At 59.6% G+C, this 17223-nt stretch carries 23 protein-coding genes; 9 read left to right on the top strand and 14 right to left on the bottom strand.

Translation table 11 applies throughout. The features are described 5' to 3' along the window. Positions 1 to 18: 18 nt before the first annotated feature. The 9 genes from KUF73_RS18350 to KUF73_RS18390 all read right to left on the bottom strand — a co-directional run bounded on the left by KUF73_RS18350 (position 19) and on the right by KUF73_RS18390 (position 4943). A complete protein-coding gene (locus KUF73_RS18350) occupies positions 19 to 1020 on the bottom strand; it encodes a glutathione S-transferase family protein (RefSeq protein WP_218439470.1) in 1002 nt (333 codons plus the stop codon). 90 nt (positions 1021 to 1110) lie between these two features. Further along, positions 1111 to 2112 (bottom strand): glycosyl transferase family protein, encoded by a 1002-nt coding sequence (locus KUF73_RS18355; RefSeq protein ID WP_218439471.1) that lies wholly within the window; start codon positions 2110 to 2112, stop codon positions 1111 to 1113. Further along, a complete protein-coding gene (locus KUF73_RS18360; RefSeq protein WP_218439472.1) occupies positions 2109 to 2444 on the bottom strand; it encodes a TusE/DsrC/DsvC family sulfur relay protein in 336 nt (111 codons plus the stop codon). The genes KUF73_RS18355 and KUF73_RS18360 overlap by 4 nt, the downstream gene beginning before the upstream one ends. Next, positions 2441 to 2734, bottom strand: coding sequence for a sulfurtransferase complex subunit TusB (gene tusB, locus KUF73_RS18365; RefSeq protein ID WP_218439473.1), 294 nt, complete (start codon positions 2732 to 2734; stop codon positions 2441 to 2443). Before tusB ends, KUF73_RS18360 begins: the two co-directional genes overlap by 4 nt. Further along, complete coding sequence (tusC, locus tag KUF73_RS18370; protein ID WP_218439474.1) at positions 2734 to 3096, bottom strand: sulfurtransferase complex subunit TusC; 363 nt, start codon at positions 3094 to 3096, stop codon at positions 2734 to 2736. The genes tusB and tusC overlap by 1 nt, the downstream gene beginning before the upstream one ends. 1 nt (position 3097) lies before the next feature. Continuing rightward, the gene (gene tusD, locus KUF73_RS18375; protein WP_218439614.1) at positions 3098 to 3490 is read right to left on the bottom strand and encodes a sulfurtransferase complex subunit TusD; all 393 of its coding nucleotides are present in this window, start codon (positions 3488 to 3490) and stop codon (positions 3098 to 3100) included. 122 nt (positions 3491 to 3612) lie between these two features. After that, positions 3613 to 4317 (bottom strand): YoaK family protein, encoded by a 705-nt coding sequence (locus KUF73_RS18380; protein WP_218439475.1) that lies wholly within the window; start codon positions 4315 to 4317, stop codon positions 3613 to 3615. Positions 4318 to 4344: 27 nt separating this feature from the next. After that, positions 4345 to 4674: a DUF6388 family protein gene (locus KUF73_RS18385; protein ID WP_218439476.1), complete on the bottom strand. Its 330-nt coding sequence runs from the start codon at positions 4672 to 4674 to the stop codon at positions 4345 to 4347. 2 nt (positions 4675 to 4676) lie between these two features. Next, positions 4677 to 4943 (bottom strand): hypothetical protein, encoded by a 267-nt coding sequence (locus KUF73_RS18390; protein ID WP_218439477.1) that lies wholly within the window; start codon positions 4941 to 4943, stop codon positions 4677 to 4679. A gap of 142 nt (positions 4944 to 5085) precedes the next feature. On the opposite strand from KUF73_RS18390, the gene KUF73_RS18395 reads away from it, so the two are divergent. Further along, positions 5086 to 5436, top strand: a complete 351-nt coding sequence (locus KUF73_RS18395; protein WP_218439478.1) for a hypothetical protein — start codon at positions 5086 to 5088, stop codon at positions 5434 to 5436. Between the two features lie 52 nt (positions 5437 to 5488). Here the strand turns inward: KUF73_RS18395 and KUF73_RS18400 are convergent, their stop codons facing one another. Continuing rightward, on the bottom strand, positions 5489 to 5917 hold the full coding sequence (locus KUF73_RS18400; RefSeq protein WP_218439479.1) for a GNAT family N-acetyltransferase: 429 nt from the start codon (positions 5915 to 5917) through the stop codon (positions 5489 to 5491). A gap of 142 nt (positions 5918 to 6059) precedes the next feature. On the opposite strand from KUF73_RS18400, the gene KUF73_RS18405 reads away from it, so the two are divergent. Further along, complete coding sequence (locus tag KUF73_RS18405; protein WP_218439480.1) at positions 6060 to 6497, top strand: hemerythrin domain-containing protein; 438 nt, start codon at positions 6060 to 6062, stop codon at positions 6495 to 6497. A 64-nt stretch (positions 6498 to 6561) separates the two neighbouring features. Further along, positions 6562 to 7149, top strand: coding sequence for an NUDIX domain-containing protein (locus tag KUF73_RS18410; protein ID WP_218439481.1), 588 nt, complete (start codon positions 6562 to 6564; stop codon positions 7147 to 7149). Positions 7150 to 7249: 100 nt separating this feature from the next. Here KUF73_RS18410 and KUF73_RS18415 read toward each other — a convergent pair whose 3' ends face one another. Beyond that, positions 7250 to 7762: a methylated-DNA--[protein]-cysteine S-methyltransferase gene (locus KUF73_RS18415; protein WP_218439482.1), complete on the bottom strand. Its 513-nt coding sequence runs from the start codon at positions 7760 to 7762 to the stop codon at positions 7250 to 7252. Positions 7763 to 7911: 149 nt separating this feature from the next. Here KUF73_RS18415 and ggt point away from each other — a divergent pair, with 149 nt between their 5' ends. Both ggt and KUF73_RS18425 read left to right on the top strand, forming a co-directional pair. Then, positions 7912 to 9639, top strand: coding sequence for a gamma-glutamyltransferase (ggt, locus tag KUF73_RS18420; RefSeq protein ID WP_218439483.1), 1728 nt, complete (start codon positions 7912 to 7914; stop codon positions 9637 to 9639). Positions 9640 to 9707: 68 nt separating this feature from the next. Continuing rightward, positions 9708 to 10241: a cysteine hydrolase family protein gene (locus KUF73_RS18425; RefSeq protein WP_218439484.1), complete on the top strand. Its 534-nt coding sequence runs from the start codon at positions 9708 to 9710 to the stop codon at positions 10239 to 10241. Between the two features lie 244 nt (positions 10242 to 10485). Here the strand turns inward: KUF73_RS18425 and KUF73_RS18430 are convergent, their stop codons facing one another. Together KUF73_RS18430 and KUF73_RS18435 are read right to left on the bottom strand one after the other, a co-directional pair. Beyond that, entirely contained in the window at positions 10486 to 11127 is a 642-nt protein-coding gene (locus KUF73_RS18430; protein ID WP_218439485.1) for a TetR/AcrR family transcriptional regulator, read from the bottom strand. A 94-nt stretch (positions 11128 to 11221) separates the two neighbouring features. Then, entirely contained in the window at positions 11222 to 12124 is a 903-nt protein-coding gene (locus tag KUF73_RS18435; RefSeq protein ID WP_218439486.1) for a LysR family transcriptional regulator, read from the bottom strand. A 200-nt stretch (positions 12125 to 12324) separates the two neighbouring features. Here KUF73_RS18435 and KUF73_RS18440 point away from each other — a divergent pair, with 200 nt between their 5' ends. The 4 genes from KUF73_RS18440 to KUF73_RS18455 all read left to right on the top strand — a co-directional run bounded on the left by KUF73_RS18440 (position 12325) and on the right by KUF73_RS18455 (position 16661). After that, a complete protein-coding gene (locus KUF73_RS18440; protein ID WP_218439487.1) occupies positions 12325 to 13824 on the top strand; it encodes a cytosine permease in 1500 nt (499 codons plus the stop codon). Further along, entirely contained in the window at positions 13821 to 14666 is an 846-nt protein-coding gene (locus KUF73_RS18445; protein WP_218439488.1) for a nitrilase family protein, read from the top strand. The genes KUF73_RS18440 and KUF73_RS18445 overlap by 4 nt, the downstream gene beginning before the upstream one ends. Before the next feature lie 86 nt (positions 14667 to 14752). Then, positions 14753 to 15481, top strand: coding sequence for a gamma-glutamylcyclotransferase (locus KUF73_RS18450; RefSeq protein WP_218439489.1), 729 nt, complete (start codon positions 14753 to 14755; stop codon positions 15479 to 15481). Positions 15482 to 15638: 157 nt separating this feature from the next. Then, positions 15639 to 16661, top strand: coding sequence for a helix-turn-helix transcriptional regulator (locus KUF73_RS18455; protein WP_218439490.1), 1023 nt, complete (start codon positions 15639 to 15641; stop codon positions 16659 to 16661). 12 nt (positions 16662 to 16673) lie between these two features. Here KUF73_RS18455 and KUF73_RS18460 read toward each other — a convergent pair whose 3' ends face one another. Next, complete coding sequence (locus KUF73_RS18460) at positions 16674 to 17042, bottom strand: DUF6124 family protein (protein WP_218439491.1); 369 nt, start codon at positions 17040 to 17042, stop codon at positions 16674 to 16676. Between the last annotated feature and the right edge of the window lie 181 nt (positions 17043 to 17223).

A 17223-nucleotide genomic window follows, 5' to 3' on the forward strand; every position in this document is an offset into this window, starting at 1 on the left:
TCTTTTGATTTTGAGCTTTTAAATCCGCCGCCAAACCCCTTTCCCATTCAACCGTGCCCGATCATGGGCCGCATCGAAATCCTGCGCCGGGCCTTTAGGCACAATCCCCGTCGGATTGATGGTCTTGTGGCTGCCGTAGTAGTGATTCTTGATGTGTTCGAAATCCACCGTCTCGGCTACACCCGGCCACTGATAAACCTCCCGCAGCCAGTTCGACAGATTCGGATAGTCGGCAATCCGACGCAGGTTGCACTTGAAGTGGCCGTAATACACCGCGTCAAAGCGAATCAGCGTGGTGAACAGGCGGATGTCCGCTTCGGTCAGGTATTCGCCCGCCAGATAACGATTGGCACCGAGCAGCTGCTCCAGGTGATCCAGTTCGGCAAACAACTCATCGAACGCCTCTTCGTAGGCCTGCTGCGAGGTAGCAAAGCCGGCGCGGTACACGCCGTTGTTCACTGCCGGATAAATCCGTTCGTTCAGCGCATCGATCTCACTGCGCAGCGGCGCCGGATAGAAGTCCAGATCATTACCGGTCAGATCATCGAAGGCGCTGTTGAACATGCGGATGATTTCCGCCGATTCATTACTGACGATACGCTTCTGCTGTTTATCCCAGAGCACCGGGACGGTGACGCGGCCGGTGTAATCGGCGGTGTCGGCGGTATAGCGCTGGTGCATGAAGTCGAAGTGATCGAGCTTGTCGCCGGTCGAGCCAAGGGACTTGTCGAAGGTCCAGCCGTTTTCCAGCATCAACCAACTGACCACCGATACGTCGATCAGGCTTTCGAGGCCTTTGAGTTTGCGCAAGATCAGCGTGCGGTGCGCCCACGGACAAGCGAGGGACACATAGAGATGATAGCGGCCGGCGTCGGCAGCAAACCCGCCGACACCGCTCGGGCCGGGCTGGCCATCAGCGGTCACCCAGTTACGGCGCTGCGCCTGTTCACGCTGGAACGCGCCGTCCTTGCTGCTTTCGTACCATTTGTCCTGCCAGCGGCCTTCGACTAACAAACCCATGTTCAAGACTCCTCAACCAATATTCGTTGGAGCTGAGTCTATGCCCATGAGTTCGAACAAAAAGCGCAAAGGTTGGGCAGTTATGATCGGTTAAATCGATCTGTCCCGCGCATCCCAATACTGCTGTGCAGTCTCAAACGCTTGCTCACGGCTTTGGCCTAGGCCACGCAAGGCCAAAGCCATGGTGGAAATCAGGGCCATTTGCGGGTAGCTGTCGACCACATCGCCACGCCACACGGCTTTCAAATGCTCAGGTTCCAGCGAAGCGGGTTTGACGTGGCGCTGGCTCGACAGTTGCGGCCATTCCTCATCCCAGCTTTCGCCGCCGATGGTGCCATAGAGGTGACTGTCGGCATCCGGGTTGATCTCGATCTCGCCGCCATCGCCCTTGACCACAATTGCGGTGTCGCCAAGCAAGCCGCTGGCATCGCGATGCACCGCCTGATAGCCAGGGTGAAAAATACTTTGCAGGCCACAGCGCGCGCGCAGTGGATTGAGAATTCGCGTCAGGGAATGGATCGGCGAACGCAGGCCCAAGGTGTTGCGCAGGTCGATCATGCGTTGCAGTTGCGGTGCCCAGTCCACCAGCGGCATGAATGCAAGACCGCCGTTATCCAGCGCCGCACTGACCTGCTGCCAGTTACGGCACAGCGGAATTTTCAAATCATTCAGCAATTGCTCGCTATAGAGCCGGCCCGCTGTGTGGGCACCAGCGCCATGCATGAAGATGCGCACGCCGTTCTGCGCCAGGCACTTGGCCGCCAACAGATACCACGGCAAATGCCGTTTCTTGCCGGCGTAGGTGGGCCAGTCCAGATCGACCGCCAGCGCAGGTGGATTCAGGCGCGCACGCAAGGCCTCGGTGAAGCCGGCCATTTCCTCGGCGCTTTCTTCCTTGTGGCGCAGCAGCATCAGGAATGCGCCGAGCTGGGTGTCCTCGACCTTGTCGTCGAGGACCATGCCCATGGCTTCGCTGGCTTCTTCGCGGGTCAGGTCGCGGGCGCCGCGTTTGCCTTTGCCGAGGATCCGTACGAACTGGGCGAACGGGTGTTCGGCGGGCGTTTTGAGGTTCAGCGCTGGGTAGTCGGTCATAAGCAATTCGTCGGTTTGGGCAGGCCCGCCAGTTTCGCGGCGAGTTTGGCGGGGGTGCCTTTGAACAGTCGGTTCAGGTGCAGGCTGTTGCCTTTGTCCGGGCCGAGTTTCAATGCGGTGTACTTGATCAGCGGGCGGGTGGCCGGTGACAACTGGAATTCGGCGTAGAAACAGCGCAGCAGTTCGAGGATTTCCCAATGCTCCGGGCTCAGGTCGATGTCTTCAGCGGCTGCCAGGGCGCTGGCGACGTCGGCAGACCAGTCACTCAGTTCGACCAGAAAACCGTCCTTGTCCAACTCGATGGCGCGAGCGCCGACGGTCAATACATTCATAGCCAACTGTTGACCTTGTCGTGGTGAATCGACAGTTCGACGAAGTCGGGGTAATCGATGGCCATGGCCCAGTCAGGAATATGAATAGCGCGGGCCTGGGCATCTTCGGTCAGGACGTAGAGTTTCAGGCCGCGAGCGTTCAGCGCGCTGAACGGTGCAGTGCCAGGTTGCAGGGCATAAGCCGCGTCGCCAGACAGCAGCAACGCGTCGTGAGGGCCGATCACGCGCAGGCAACTGGTCAGGCGGGAGTCGCCAAACGGGGAATGAGACAACACATGCAAAGTCGACATCAGAGGGTGATCACCTGGTGGTAACGGTCAATGAGTGCAGTGATTTCGTGGGCGGCCAGCATTTCGGCTTCTTCCAGCGACAGTGCGCTGGGGTCCAGGCCGCGTTCTTTGGCGCTCTTGGCGCAGAAGAACAACTCTTCGACACCGAACATCGGCAGGGCTTGCAGGTTGGCACTCAGGTCTTTTTGTTGCAGAGCCTTGGCGTCCTGTTTTGCGGCGAGCTGGAACACGCCGTCGTCGAGAAACAGCAGGCCAATGGGCAAGTCGAAGGCGCCACCCGCGAGCACGATGTCCAGCGCTTCCCGCGCGCCCGGCCCGGACCATGGCGCCTGACGGCTGATGATCAACAAGGATTTAGGCATATCACGCGCCTCCGAAACAGATCAGGCGGTCAGCATCCTGCACCGCGTCGTGCAACTGGCCGAGGCCGGACAATTCCCAAGGCGTTTCTACCGCAACGGCATCGCGTGCGTAGCGCTTGGCTTCCTCTTCGTTCAGAACGCCACGGCGCAGTGCAGCGGCGATGCACACCACGCCATCGAGTTGCTGTTCACTGACAAAGGCGCGCCATTGCTTGGGCAAGTCGAATTCGTCTTGCGGTGTCACCACACTGCTGGACGCGTTGTAGACGCCGTCCTGGTAAAAAAACAGCCGGACAATCTCATGCCCGCCGGCCAGCACGGCCTGGGCGAACAACAAGGCGCGGCGCGAGGAGGGCGCATGGGCGGCGGAAAACACAGCAATGGCGAACTTCATGGCGGACTCGATCAGCGAAACTGCGGCCATGATAAAGCTTTATCGGCGGGGCGGCGAAGGGCGTTTACCGATCCCACTGTGGAGCTGCCGAAGGTTCGGCAGCTCCTACAGGGATTGGGGTGTTAACGGGGCATATAGCCTAGCTGCCACCGTCTGGGAATTTTCAGCGACAGTAACCCCAACAACGCAGCCAGCAGGCCGCTGGCAAACAGCGCCTTGAGGCCCAAATGATGTTCGAGCACGGCACCCAGCACCGCGCCCGCAAACATGCCCGTCCAGGGGATCAATTGCACGCGCCAACCGTTGCGCCGTTCGCCAAGTATCCAGCGCCCCAGTCCGCGACCGAAGCGCGACAGGGCACCAGTCACGTAGGTCAGGCCGACTGGCAGCCCGTTCACTTCTTCCACCGCAGCATTGAGCATGCCCATCGCAATGATCGCCGCCAACAAGGCCGGCAGCTGCGAGTCATATGGCCAGGCTGCCGCGCCGCACAGCAGGGCGGCGATGCTGAGCAGCAAGGGCAGCGCCCGGCGGCCACCGAGGCGACTGACGATAATGCCCAGCGCATTGCCCAAGATGAACGTGGCGACGAGGAGCACCAGGCGCAGGGTCAACCCCAGGTCGCCAGCGCTGATGGCGACGGCCATTCGGGTAGTGTTGCCGCTCATGAACGAAACGAAATCGCCGCTGGCCATGAAGCCGATTGCATCCGTCATGCCGGCCAGCACCGAGAGCATGGCCACCAGCGTCAGGCCGATGCGTCCACGCCATTTCTGCGTGTGCAGATGACCGGGACTGGCGCGGTGACTTGATGGCGTGGGCAGCATCGGTGGCGGCATCCTTGAGCGGCGGTGTTACGGGCGCAGTCCATATAACTCGCAATATTCCAGCCAGTCCATACCGGCCATCTCTGCCACTTCCCGATGCACTTCCAGGCGCTGCGCCTGGTAGTCCTCGGGGGTTGCGGCGGTGAGTTGCAACGTCAGTTCCCAGGCGAACAGGTCGAGGCGCTCGGCTTCGGCTTCGAAGGCTTCGTGCAAACGTTCGTCGCGATACTGGGCCGGGGTTTCGCCCTTGGCCTGGGCAAGCAGCGGGTTCAGGTTATCGAGTTCGACTCGCAATTCGGGGCGTTCATCGAGAAATTTTTTCAGTGCCTGTTCGTGTTGCTGTTCAGATGCCGCCATGGTCACTCCTTGGAAATGGGTTGCGAAGCTTGCTTCTTGGCCGCCTTGGCCGCTGCCGCCAGACATTCGAGGGCGAACTGCTCGGTGTAAGTCATCTGGATCAGCGTGGTTTCGCCTTTGACGGTTCTTTCGCCGTCGAGGATGTAACGGATCCGCTTGTCGGTGACGCCGATTCGCTTGGCGATCCAGGACGGCGTCTGACCGATCTGACTGATCAGCTTGTCGGCATATTCGGTCGTCGGCTTGTAAAACTCGGCATTGGGTGTCATTGGATTTCCAGAAAAAGTGGGAGCGCGATGGCGCGACAGGGTGCGCGAATCGTTACGCGGTGTCGCGTTATAAATGCAGTAAAGCAGAACGATACGTGCTGGCAGAGTGGTACAGTCCGCTTTTTCTTGATGAGCGAATGCAATGCGAATTCTGATGGTGGCGCTGGCCGCGACGTTGCTGGCCGGATGCGCGGGCTCGGTGATGAGCGACGCCCGCACCAAACCCCCGTACAAGACCCTGAAGTCGGACAAGCCGGAAAAAGTCGTGGCCCAGTGCGTGCAGTTTTCCTGGCAGGACGAAGCGGTGTTTGGTGTCGATGCCGCCGCTTATCTGCAGCCAGGCGAGAAGACCGGCACGACCGTCTATACCCGTTCGGCGGAGTCTTTTGTCGACGTGACCACCGATGCGTCGGGCACCGTGTTGAGTTACTACGCGCAGCAGGATGATTTTGTCGCCAAGCGCCGGTTGGCGGCGTTGGCGACTTGCCTGTAGGCAGATCAAGATCAAAAGATCGTCCGAACGCGGCCGGACGATCTTTTAACGGTTATGAATTATTCAGGCGCTTCTGAAAAAAGTAATGCTTATGCCCCGGCGGGTAGTCGGCGATATGCCCGATTTCGCTATAGCCGTGCTTCTTGTAGAACTCGGGTGCCTGGAAGTCGAAAGTATCCAGCCACAGGCCGATGCATTCTTTCTCCCGCGCCAGGTCTTCGGCCATCTGCATCAACTTCGACCCCATGCCCTTGCCCCGCGCCTGTTCCGGCACCGACAGCAGATCGATGAACAACCACCGATAAAACAGCCGGGCATAGAGCCCACCGACGATCTCGTCGTTATCGTCGCGTACCAGCAAGGCGACATGCTCGGGCACGGCCCCCTCGACCTTCGAGGCGTTATAGGCGCGCAAGGGTTGCAGAATGGCCTGGCGTTGTTCTTCCGTGGGGTTTTGCGACAGCTCGACTCGCAGGGGCATGGCTATGTCCTTATGGCAGTGAAGCGCCAGCCTATCCCGCGCGTGGCGATTGATCCATCCCGGCAACGTGGAACCGTCACCTGTACGCAGATGTCTAGCCAAAAGACGCGTCATTCCAGAACGCTGCCTGTGAGGACATTCCGTGAATATTTTCGAAGCCCTGCGCGAAAGCCATGAGCGCCAACGCACTTATGCCAAAGCCTTGATCCGCACCAGCGGCGACACCCCTGAACGCGTCGATGCCTACAAACAGCTCAAGTCCGAACTCCAGGCTCACGAAACCGCTGAAGAACGGCATTTCTACATCCCGTTGATGGAGTTCGACAACGGCGTCGACCTCAGCCGCCACGCGATCTCCGAGCATCACGAAATGGATGAAATGATGGAGGAGCTCGACGAGACCGAGATGTCCAGCCCAGCCTGGCTGGCCACTGCCAAGAAGCTGTCGGAGAAGGTCCATCACCACCTGGAGGAGGAAGAGCAGAAGTTTTTCCAGATGGCCGGCAAGCTGCTGGACGACAAACAGAAAGAGTCGCTGGCGGGTCAATATCTGAAAGAATTCAAAGCGCAGCTTGCTTGAGGAATCAAGCGTCCGGCGTTTTCACCTAAGATGTGGGTCTTCTGAAAAAACAGGATGCGTTGTCATGTCGAACACAGCCGAACGGGTCAACATCCTTGAGTCCCAGGTGTTGTCCCACGACTGGTATCTGCTCAAGAAAATCACCTTCGATTACCAACGCAATAACGGCGAATGGCAGCGCCAGACGCGTGAGGTCTATGACCGTGGCAATGGCGCGGCGATTCTCCTGTTCAACCGCGAAAAGAAAACCGTGGTGCTGACCCGGCAATTTCGTTTGCCGGTATTCGTCAACGGTCACGATGGTTTGCTGATTGAAGTGGCGGCGGGGTTGCTCGAAGGCGCGGCGCCCGAGGAGCGCATCCGCGCCGAAGCCGAAGAAGAAACCGGTTACCGCGTGCATCACGTGCAGAAGGTGTTTGAGGCTTACATGAGTCCGGGATCGGTGACGGAAAAACTGCATTTCTTCATCGCTGAGTACGATGCAACTTCGAAGGTCAGTGACGGCGGCGGGCTGGAAGAAGAAACCGAAGAACTGGACGTGCTGGAGTGGGCGTTCGACGAGGCGCTCGATGCGTTCTATCGCGGCGAAATCTGCGACGCCAAAACCATCATGCTGTTGCAGTTTGCCGCCATGAAAAACCTCTTCAACTAAAAACAGGATCAAAAGATCGCAGCCTTCGGCAGCTCCTACCTATTTCACATCTAATGTAGGAGCTGCCGAAGGCTGCGATCTTTTGATTTCAAATAAATGATTAAAAGCCCGGCAGGCGCGCTGTTCCGGGCCATTGCCCGCCTTCAAGGGTGAGCAACATTTCCTTGGCCTCGAGTCCCCCCGCAAACCCCGTCAATTTCCCCGACGCGCCAATCACCCGATGACACGGCGCGACAATCGATATCGGGTTCTTGCCATTCGCCGCACCCACCGCCCGCACTGCGCTCGGGTTGCCGATCTGCACGGCGATCTGGCTGTAGCTGCGGGTCTCGCCGAATGGAATGGTCAGCAGGGCAGCCCAGACTTTTTTCTGGAACTCGGTGCCGGCAAAATCCAGCTCCAGATCGAATCGGTTGCGTGTGCCGGCGAAATATTCGCGCAGTTGATCGGCGGTGCGTATCAGGACTGGATTGTCCCGCGCTTCGCTCATTGGCCCGAGCCGTACCCGGCCCGGTTTGTCGTTTTCCCAGAGGATGGCTGCCAGTCGTGAACCGTTCGCGACCAGCTTCAATTCGCCGACCGGCGACGCCAGGGTGATGCAGGTGTAAGTCATGCCGGGGGCCGCCGCGAATTGTTGAACAAGCGTTAAGGATACTGCCTCGACGGGGAGGCGCAATGCGCAATTGCGACCATACTTCGTACTGCTTTTGAAGCGTTCTCTCTGTCCATGTGCAGAGCCAAAAAACAAAAAGAGACCGAATCATGAAGTACGAACCTTTTGCCAAATCGCTGATTGCGACCTCATTGGCGCTCAGCTGCCTGACTGCCCATGCTGCTTCCGTGGCCCCGGTTGCTGCGGAAAACGGCATGGTGGTCACCGCCCAGCATCTGGCCAGCCATGTGGGCGTGGATGTACTCAAAAGTGGCGGCAACGCCGTCGATGCCGCTGTTGCAGTGGGGTATGCGCTGGCGGTGGTGTATCCCGCCGCCGGCAACCTGGGGGGCGGCGGATTCATGACCATTCAACTGGCCGATGGTCGCAAGACCTTCCTCGATTTCCGCGAAAAAGCCCCGCTGGCCGCAACTGCCGATATGTACCTCGACAAAGAGGGCAACGTGGTCCCGGACCTCAGCACCCGTGGCCACCTGGCCGTCGGCGTGCCGGGCACCGTGTCCGGCATGGAAATGGCGCTAAGTAAATACGGGACCAAGCCGCGCAAGGAAGTCATCGCCCCGGCAATCAAACTGGCCGAAGACGGCTTCGTGCTGGAGCAGGGCGATGTCGATTTGCTGGACTACGCCACCGACGTGTTCAAGAAGGACATCAAGGACTCCGGCGCGATCTTCCTGAGTAACGGCGAACCGATGCAGGTCGGGCAGAAGCTGGTACAGAAAGACCTCGGCAAAACTCTGCGGACCATTTCCGAGAAGGGCGCAGACGGCTTCTATAAGGGGTGGGTGGCGGATGCCATCGTTACTTCCAGCCAGGCCAACAAGGGCATCATCACCCAGGCCGACCTCGACAAATACAAGACCCGTGAACTGGCGCCGATCGAGTGCGATTACCGTGGCTACCACGTCGTCTCGGCGCCGCCACCGAGCTCTGGCGGGGTGGTGATCTGCGAGATCATGAACATCCTCGAAGGCTACCCGATGAAGGATCTGGGCTATCACTCGGCCCAGGGCATGCACTACCAGATCGAAGCGATGCGCCACGCTTATGTGGACCGCAACAGCTACCTCGGCGACCCGGATTTCGTGAAAAACCCGATCGCCCACCTGCTGGATAAAAACTACGCGACCAAACTGCGCGATGCCATCAACCCGCAGAAAGCCGCCATATCCCGCGACCTCAAACCCGGCGTAGCGCCCCATGAAGGCAATAACACCACCCATTACTCCATCGTCGACAAATGGGGCAATGCGGTGTCGGTGACTTACACCCTCAACGACTGGTTCGGTGCCGGGGTCATGGCCAGCAAGACCGGGGTCATCCTCAACGACGAAATGGACGACTTCACCTCGAAAATCGGCGTGCCGAACATGTATGGCCTGGTGCAAGGCGAAGCCAACGCCATCGCCCCCGGCAAGGCACCGCTGTCATCGATGAGCCCGACCATCGTCACCAAGGACGGCAAAGTGGTCATGGTCCTCGGGACTCCCGGGGGCAGCCGCATCATCACCGCGACGTTGCTGACCATGCTCAACGTGATCGACTACGGCATGAACATCCAGGAAGCGGTCGATGCACCGCGATTCCACCAGCAATGGCTGCCGGAGGAAACCAACCTGGAGACGTTCACCACCAGCCCGGACACGGTGAAGATTCTCGAAAGCTGGGGTCACAAGTTTGCCGGTCCCCAGGATGCCAACCACCTGGCGGCAATTATCGTGGGTGCGCCGTCGCTGGACGGTAAACCGGTGGGCAAGAACCGCTTCTACGGTGCCAACGATCCACGGCGTAATACCGGGTTGTCGCTGGGTTATTGAGGGTTGTGTTTGAAAGGGGACGGACTTATGTTCGTCCCCTGATCCTCTGACTTTTCAAGGAAGGAATCATGACCACTGCATTGTTAGTCATCGACGTCCAGCAGGCCTTGTGCTCAGGCGAATATGAGTGCTTCCAGATCAACCGCGTCATCGACACCATCAACGGCCTCAGTGCCAGAGCCCGCAATGCCGGGGTGCCGGTGGTGCTCATTCAACACGAAGAAACGGGTAGCCCGCTGGCGCACAACGCCGCTGGCTGGCAACTGGCCGAAGGGCTGCAAACCTCGCCCAAGGATCTGCGCGTACGCAAGACCACCCCGGATTCGTTCTACCAGAACAACCTGAAAAAACTGTTGTCGGAGCAGGATTCTGAACGCCTGATCATCTGCGGCCTGCAAACCGATTACTGCGTCAATGCCACCGTGCGTCAGGCGTTGAAGCTGGGTTATGACGTGGTGCTGGCGGCGGACGCGCATTCAACCGTCGACAATGGCAACCTCACTGCCGAAGACATCATTACCGAGCACAACAAGGATCTGGCGCACCTGACTGGTTCCGTTGCAAGAATCGACGTCATCCCGGCCAAAGATATCCAGATCTGAAACCACCATGCCCCTGTAGGAGCTGCCGCAGGCTGCGATCTTTTGATGTTGATTTTTTTAAAAGCAAGATCAAAAGATCGCAGCCTTCGGCAGCTCCGACACAAGCTCCGCTGCTCACGGAATTCAAATATGGCGCCGAGCGGACCTGAGGGCGACGCGTTTATCCAGTAAACACGCGTTATCGTTAACGACCATCGCGAGCGCGTTCGCTCCTACAGACCCAGCCATCGGATCAGGAGGGTGTTCAAGTTGCAAACATCCTCACTTTTTGTGGCTGCCTGACCTCAGGCACCACGCCCCCCAACACCAACCGGGTAATGGTCGCCGCTGCCTGCTGATAATCCGCATCTTCCGGGGTTTCCCGCCCGGTGATGTGCGCCATCTGCCACCCCAGGTTGGTATACGTGCGCGTTGCCGACCAGATGAACAACATCAAATGCTCCGGATCAACCGGTGCCAGCAAACCCCGTTCGATCCAGCTGCGCAAGCATTCGACGTTACGCCGGGCCTCGGCGTACAGCAGGTCGCGGCACTCCACAGGTAGATGTTTAGCCCCCAGCAACAACTCGTCGCTGAACACCTTCGCAATGTGTGGATGCTCGCGCGCGATTCGAATCCGCGCCGCGATGTACGCCGGCAAACCCACCAGCGGGTCGTCGCTTTCACGCAACACCGCGGATGCCGCCAGCAGCGGCTCGACGAACCCCAGCAGCACCTTGGCGTAGAGGTTCTCTTTACTCTGGAAGTAGTAATACAAATTCGCCTTCGGCACCCCGGCTCGCGCCGCGATGTCGCGGGTCTGGGTGGCGTCGAACCCCTTGGCGGCGAATTCGGCGCTGGCGGCCTCCAGAATCAGCTGTTGGTTGTGTTGGCGAATACGGCTCATGGGCATGTCTTGGCGATTTGAGATGCGCAATATACAAAACTATATAGCGGTTGAGCCAGTCATGAAGATGAGCGGTGCAAAGGAAAAATCCGACTCAGGGTGAACTGAAGATTTCAATCAACTCGTTGAGGAACGCACTCACCAAATCCCGCTGCCGCGCCGAATGCCGCACCGCTGCATGAAAACCGACTTCATAGCGCAGCAAATCGGGATTCAAAGGAAGCAATTGCCCGAGCTGTTCATACCGGGCCGCATAGTGCTGCGGAAGAAAACCCAAGTGTTGGCCGGACAGAATCAGCAGGGCGGCACCGTCCATGCTGTCGGTCAGTACGGTCAGGCGTTCGATGGAGGTGGGTGCCGGCATTTCCGGCAGGGGATGGCTGGGCCACACCCAGTCGTAGTGGCTGACATCTTCACGGGTCAGCGCGCCGACTTGCTCGGCCAGCGGGTGCGACGGCGCGCAGTAGGCAATCTGGGTTTCCTGGAACAGCAGGAAGTAGTCGATGTTGGGCAAGCGGTGCCAGAAGTAACCGATCGCCAGGTCGATATGGCTGTTGATGATTTTCTCTTCCAGCAACGACGACGACAGCTCGGTGAAATGAAAGTACAGCCCCTCGTGTTTGGCCCGCAGCCGTGCAATCGCCAAGCCGATTTTCTTGTTCGCCACAGGGTCGATTTGCCCCAGCAGGCCAATGTTGATGTTGCCCGAGACCTTACGGTTGATGTGCTGCACCTCAACCCGAAAGCCCTCAGCCGCCGCGAGCAAACGCCGTGCCGCTTCGACAAACTGGCCGCCCTTGGGCGTCACCGAAAAGCCGCCGCGCCCGCGTTCGCACAGGCGAAACCCGACCCGTGCCTCCAGTGTCGCCAGTTGTGCGCTGATGGTCGGTTGCGTGGTGTTGAGGGCGGTTTGCGCCGCCGAGATCCCGCCGGCCTCGACGACAGTGAGAAATACCCGGATCAAGCGCAGATCCAGTTCCGATACAGTTCCCAGCATGCGGGGCTCCCGATGTTTACTCACATAGACCCGGATCTATGTAAACAGTGTGCCTGCGATATTTTACCGCCCGGACCTTCGCCATACATTGCAGGGAAACCAGGGTCATCGTCAGCTTTTTCTGGAGTTTCACCGGATCTGGACGTCGAACCGGCCGCTGCACCCACAACAAAAACAATCAACTGCATAGGTACCATCGTATGTCAGGGTCCCCACTTTCCGCGCACGCCGCCGAGGCCAGCAGCGGGTTGGCCATCGAAGGCCACTCGATCGATTACATCCCGGAAAACGAGCGTCACGCCAAACTCAGCAGCCAAGGGCCGTTCTGGTTTCTCGGCAACTTCCACTTCTTCACCATCTCCATCGGTTTTGTCGGCCCAAGCCTCGGCTTGTCGGCGCTGTGGACCCTGCTGGCCGGCGCTTTGGGCATCATGTTCGGCACCATTTTCATGGCGTTCCACGGTTCGCAAGGGCCGGAGATGGGCTTGCCGCAGATGATCCAGTCCCGCGCGCAGTTTGGCTATCGCGGCGTCATCCTGGCGTTGATGGCGACGATGTTTGTGTTCGTCGGTTTCAACGTGGTGAACATCTCGTTGATCATGAACGGCCTCGAACATGTGTTCGGCATCAACCCGACGATCGTCGCCGTGGCCGTGGTGTTGGCCGGCGCGCTGTTGTCGATCTACGGCCACGACCTGATGCACAAGGCCTTCAAATGGGCGTTGCTGGCGACATTGCCGTTGTATGCGCTGGTGACCATCGCCCTAATGTTCGGCGCAGGTTCTGAAGGCGTCACCCCGGCGACCGACCTGGGTTTCAACTGGGTCGCCTTCGCCACGCTGTTTGCCATCGGCGCCAGCTACAACATTTCCTATGCGCCTTACGTTTCCGACTATTCGCGTTACCTGCCGAAGAACACCAGCCGCCCGAAACTGATCGCAGCGGTGTTCATCGGTGCCTCGTTGTCGGGCAGCTGGATGATCGGCCTCGGTGCCTGGCTGGCCCAGGAGCTGAAAGCGGCGGATGCGTTGGTGGCGCTGAATCAGGTCGGTTCTTCGATGGTTCCGGGGCTGGGCAATCTGTTGGTGATCGTATCGGTGGCGGGCTTCCTGCCGATCATTGCGCTCAACACTTACAGCGCCATGCTGACATTGCTGACCGGTGTCGACTCGGTCAGGAAAATCACCCCGACCCCCCGTGCACGGGTGCTGTCGATCAGCGTCATCAGCCTGATCCTGCTGACCTGCGTGCTGTCGATCAAAGGTGACGGCATTGCCCTGTTGAACACCTTCCTCGTGCTGCTGTTGTATTTCCTCGTGCCGTGGACGGCGGTCAACCTCGTGGACTACTTCTTCGTGCGCAAGGGCCGCTACGCGATCCCGCACTTCTTCACGCCGAAGGGCATCTACGGTGCCTGGCAATTTCGCGGCATCGTCTCGTACCTGATCGGTTTCGCCGCGATGGTGCCGTTCTTCTACATCTTCGATGCCGCCGCCAACAAAGAGGTGTTCGTCGGTCCACTGGCGCGCATGCTCGAAGGCGTCGATATCGCGTGGCTGGTCGGTCTGGTGGTGTCGGGGCTGACGTACTACATCCTCAGTCGGTCGCTGGACCTCGCTGCCGAACGCCGGGTCATTGATTCGATCACCGAAAAGGACATTGTCGCCATGGCCCATCAATCTGCGGAGACGGTGCATTGAACACTGCAAAAAATACCGTGGTCGCCTGCTGCCAACTGGCACCGAAAATCGGCGACCTCGCTTACAACCGCACCCTCACCGAGCGCGCGATTCGCTCGGCGGCGTTGCAAGGTGCCCACGTCGTGGTGCTGCCGGAACTGGTACAGAGCGGTTATCTGTTCGCCAGCCGCAACGAAGCCTTGGCCTTGGCGGAAACGTGCGATGGTCCGGCTTTGCGCTTGTGGCAGGCGCTAGCCCGGGAACTGAACATCGTCGTGGTTGGCGGGTTTTGCGAGCACCTGGCCGGTGATCAACTGGCCAACAGCGCGGCGCTGATCGATGCCCAGGGCGTGCGTGCGGTGTACCGCAAGGCGCACCTGTGGGACGCCGAAAAGGAAATTTTCAGCGCCGGCAGTGCCGCGCCGCCGGTGATCGAAACGGTGCACGGGCGCATCAGCATGCTGATCTGCTACGACCTGGAGTTCCCCGAGTGGGTGCGCCTGCCGGCGCTGGCCGGTGCCGATTTGCTCTGTGCGCCGGTCAACTGGCCGGATGGCCCGCGACCGCAAACCGAGCGTCCGGCGGAAGTTTTGCGGGTGCAGGCCAACGCTTCGGTGAACCGTATGTTCATCGCCGCCTGCGACCGCTATGGCCATGAGCGCGGGGTAGGGTGGGTGCAAGGTTCGGTGATTGTCGATGCCGACGGCTATCCGTTGGCCGGGCCGGCGGAGCAGGGCGGCGAACAGATTTTACTGGCCACCCTGAACCTCGCCGAGGCGCGCAACAAGCGCATCAGCGAGCGCAACGACCTGCACCGGGATCGACGGCCACGATTGTATGGGATGGACAGTCCGGTCGACTGACGGTCAGCGCCACGCAGAGACAATTGGATGCGCGCTGCTAGTCTTTCCTGTTGATCAACTGTTTGGATCCATATCGAGAGGCGCATATGGACGTAGCCAAAACCAGACAATCCCCCCGACGCGACTTGACCGCAGAACTGGTCGCTCACGTCGAACGGTACGAGCCCGACCCAGGGCCCGAACCGGGCACCACCGAGCACACGCCGGCAGAGGTCGATGCGATGGTCGAAACCCTTCTGCGCGAATACACGCCGCAAGACCTGTGGGTGTTTGCCTATGGCTCGCTGATCTGGAACCCGGAGTTCGAATTCGAGGAGCGTCGCGGTGCCATCGCTTATGGCTGGCATCGCTCCTTCTGCCTGACCCTGACCCGCTGGCGCGGCACCCGCGAGCTACCCGCGCTGATGCTGGCCCTCGACCGTGGCGGCAGTTGCCAGGGCTTGGCCTATCGGCTACCCGCGCAAGACCACTTCAAACAAATCGGGCTGTTGTTGGCCCGGGAAATCGACGCCAACCCGCCGACCAATGTGGCGCGCTGGATAACGGTGAAAACCGAATCCGGGCCACTGCGCGCCTTGGCCTTTGTCGCAACGCGAGACGGCAAGGCTTATGCGGGCAAGCTGCCGATGGACAAGGTCGCCCAGGTCCTGGCCCGTGCGGCGGGGCATTGGGGTTCGGCAGCACAGTACCTGTTTCGCACGGTGACCATGCTCAAGGAACAAGGCATCCGTGACCGCAACATGAACCGCATCGCCAGCCTGGTTGCCGAGGAAATCGAAGCTTCATTATTGCTCGCAGGCAAACCAGACCTGTAGGAGCACGGCTTGCCGGCGATGGCGATCTCACGGACGCCTTCGCCGGCAAGCCTGGCTCCTACAAAGAGCCGCTTCAACCGCTTAGCCTTGTGGACGTCTTAGTGGGCCCTGTGGCATGGTCGAATTAATACGCCATGTAGCAAACAGGATCAGAGTGATGGAGGAGGGTAACAAGGTCGGCATCGATACCTCGATGGCCGCGCTGCAAGCGTTCAACCGCTGTGTGCTGCACCTGGGACGTTTGGCGCGAGAGTGCGGCACCGCTGAATTCATCGCCGATGGTCTGCAGGTTTTCCGCCAACTGGTGCCCTTCGCCTCGGCCTGGTGGGGTGAGATGTCCAACTCGGTCGACAGCGCACCGCCGCAGAGCTGGATGCACGGGCGGATCAATCTGCCCGACTCCTTTGCCGCTCAATGGCATCAATCGGCGGGCATCGACAAGTTCTCCCATGCGACCCTGAGCCATCCCGGCGAGGTCATCCGCGACAGCGGCTTCACCGACCCGAGTGACGCTGTGAACGACTTCGCTCGTCGCCATGATCTCTACCACCCGATGTGCATCACGTTCGAGTTGCCGGAAAGCGGCTTGATGTTTTTCGTCTGTCTCTATCGAGGTGTTGACGCCTCGGGCTTCAACGACAATGAGGCCGCTTTGTTTTCGGCGTTCTGCGATCACCTGTTGCAGCTGTGGCGATTTCAGGTGCAAGACATGATCCGCGTCGACACCGGCAACGGTGCCAGCGATTTCGGCATTGCCCGGCTGGACGGCGATCTGCTCTATGTCGGTGCCGGATTATGCGCGGTCATTCAACGGCAACTGCCCGGCTGGAACGGTTCGACGCTGCCCACCGAAGTCATCGCGCAATTGCCCAAGGCGCCCTGTGTCATGCGCCTGGGACGCGCCGCATTGACCCTCACGCCCAACGCCGAGCACGTTATCCTGTCGCTGGAAACACAGCCGCGCGGTGCGGTGCTGGCTCCACGGGAACGAACGGCCGCGATGCTGTTCGCCGCCGGGCATTCCTACAAGGAAATCGCCAAACTCCTGGCCCTCAGCCCGGCAACGGTGCGCACCTACCTGCGCAACTGTTACCTGCAACTGGGGGTGAAGAGCAAGGTTGAACTCGGTTCCGTGCTGCGTTCGCCGAACACGCTGGCAGAGATCACACGCCGCGATTGAGTGCGGCCAGGCTTACACCCGTTGCGGCGTGCCGATGTTGTCCAGTACTCGGCTCACTGCCAGTTCACCCAGCATGATCACCTGCTGAAGAGCCAGCATGGTGTTGCGGTGCGCGCCGTCAAGCGTGCCGGAAAACTCATTGGCCAACACGCTGGCCGACGCCAGCGATTCACAGGCGTAGGCCAATAAGGTTTCGTTGTTGATGTCCGGTGCGACAACGAAGATAGAGCTGGGCGCGTGGGGGACGTCTGATACGGAGGGTTTCAGGTAATGGTCCAGGGCGCGATTGACCGCATGGTGCAGCTTTTTGGACGGCGTGGAGACGTAAGGGGCAGTGCTTTCGACTTCTGATCCGGCGGGTATGTCGGTGACCTTGCTCATGGTGAATCTCCGTAGGAAGTTTTGAGCTGCCACGCTAACCGTCGCGCTTCCGACGGCCAACCCTAAAATCACGTCGGATGTTTCCTCGTTTTTCAGCAGGTTTTCATCATGTTCAACGGCTGAACCACTGCCGGTTAAACATTCTTCGCCAGTGTATGTTTAGCCGCCGTCGGAATGACCT

This window comes from Pseudomonas sp. PD9R (genome assembly GCF_019200975.1).
Classification (GTDB): domain Bacteria; phylum Pseudomonadota; class Gammaproteobacteria; order Pseudomonadales; family Pseudomonadaceae; genus Aquipseudomonas.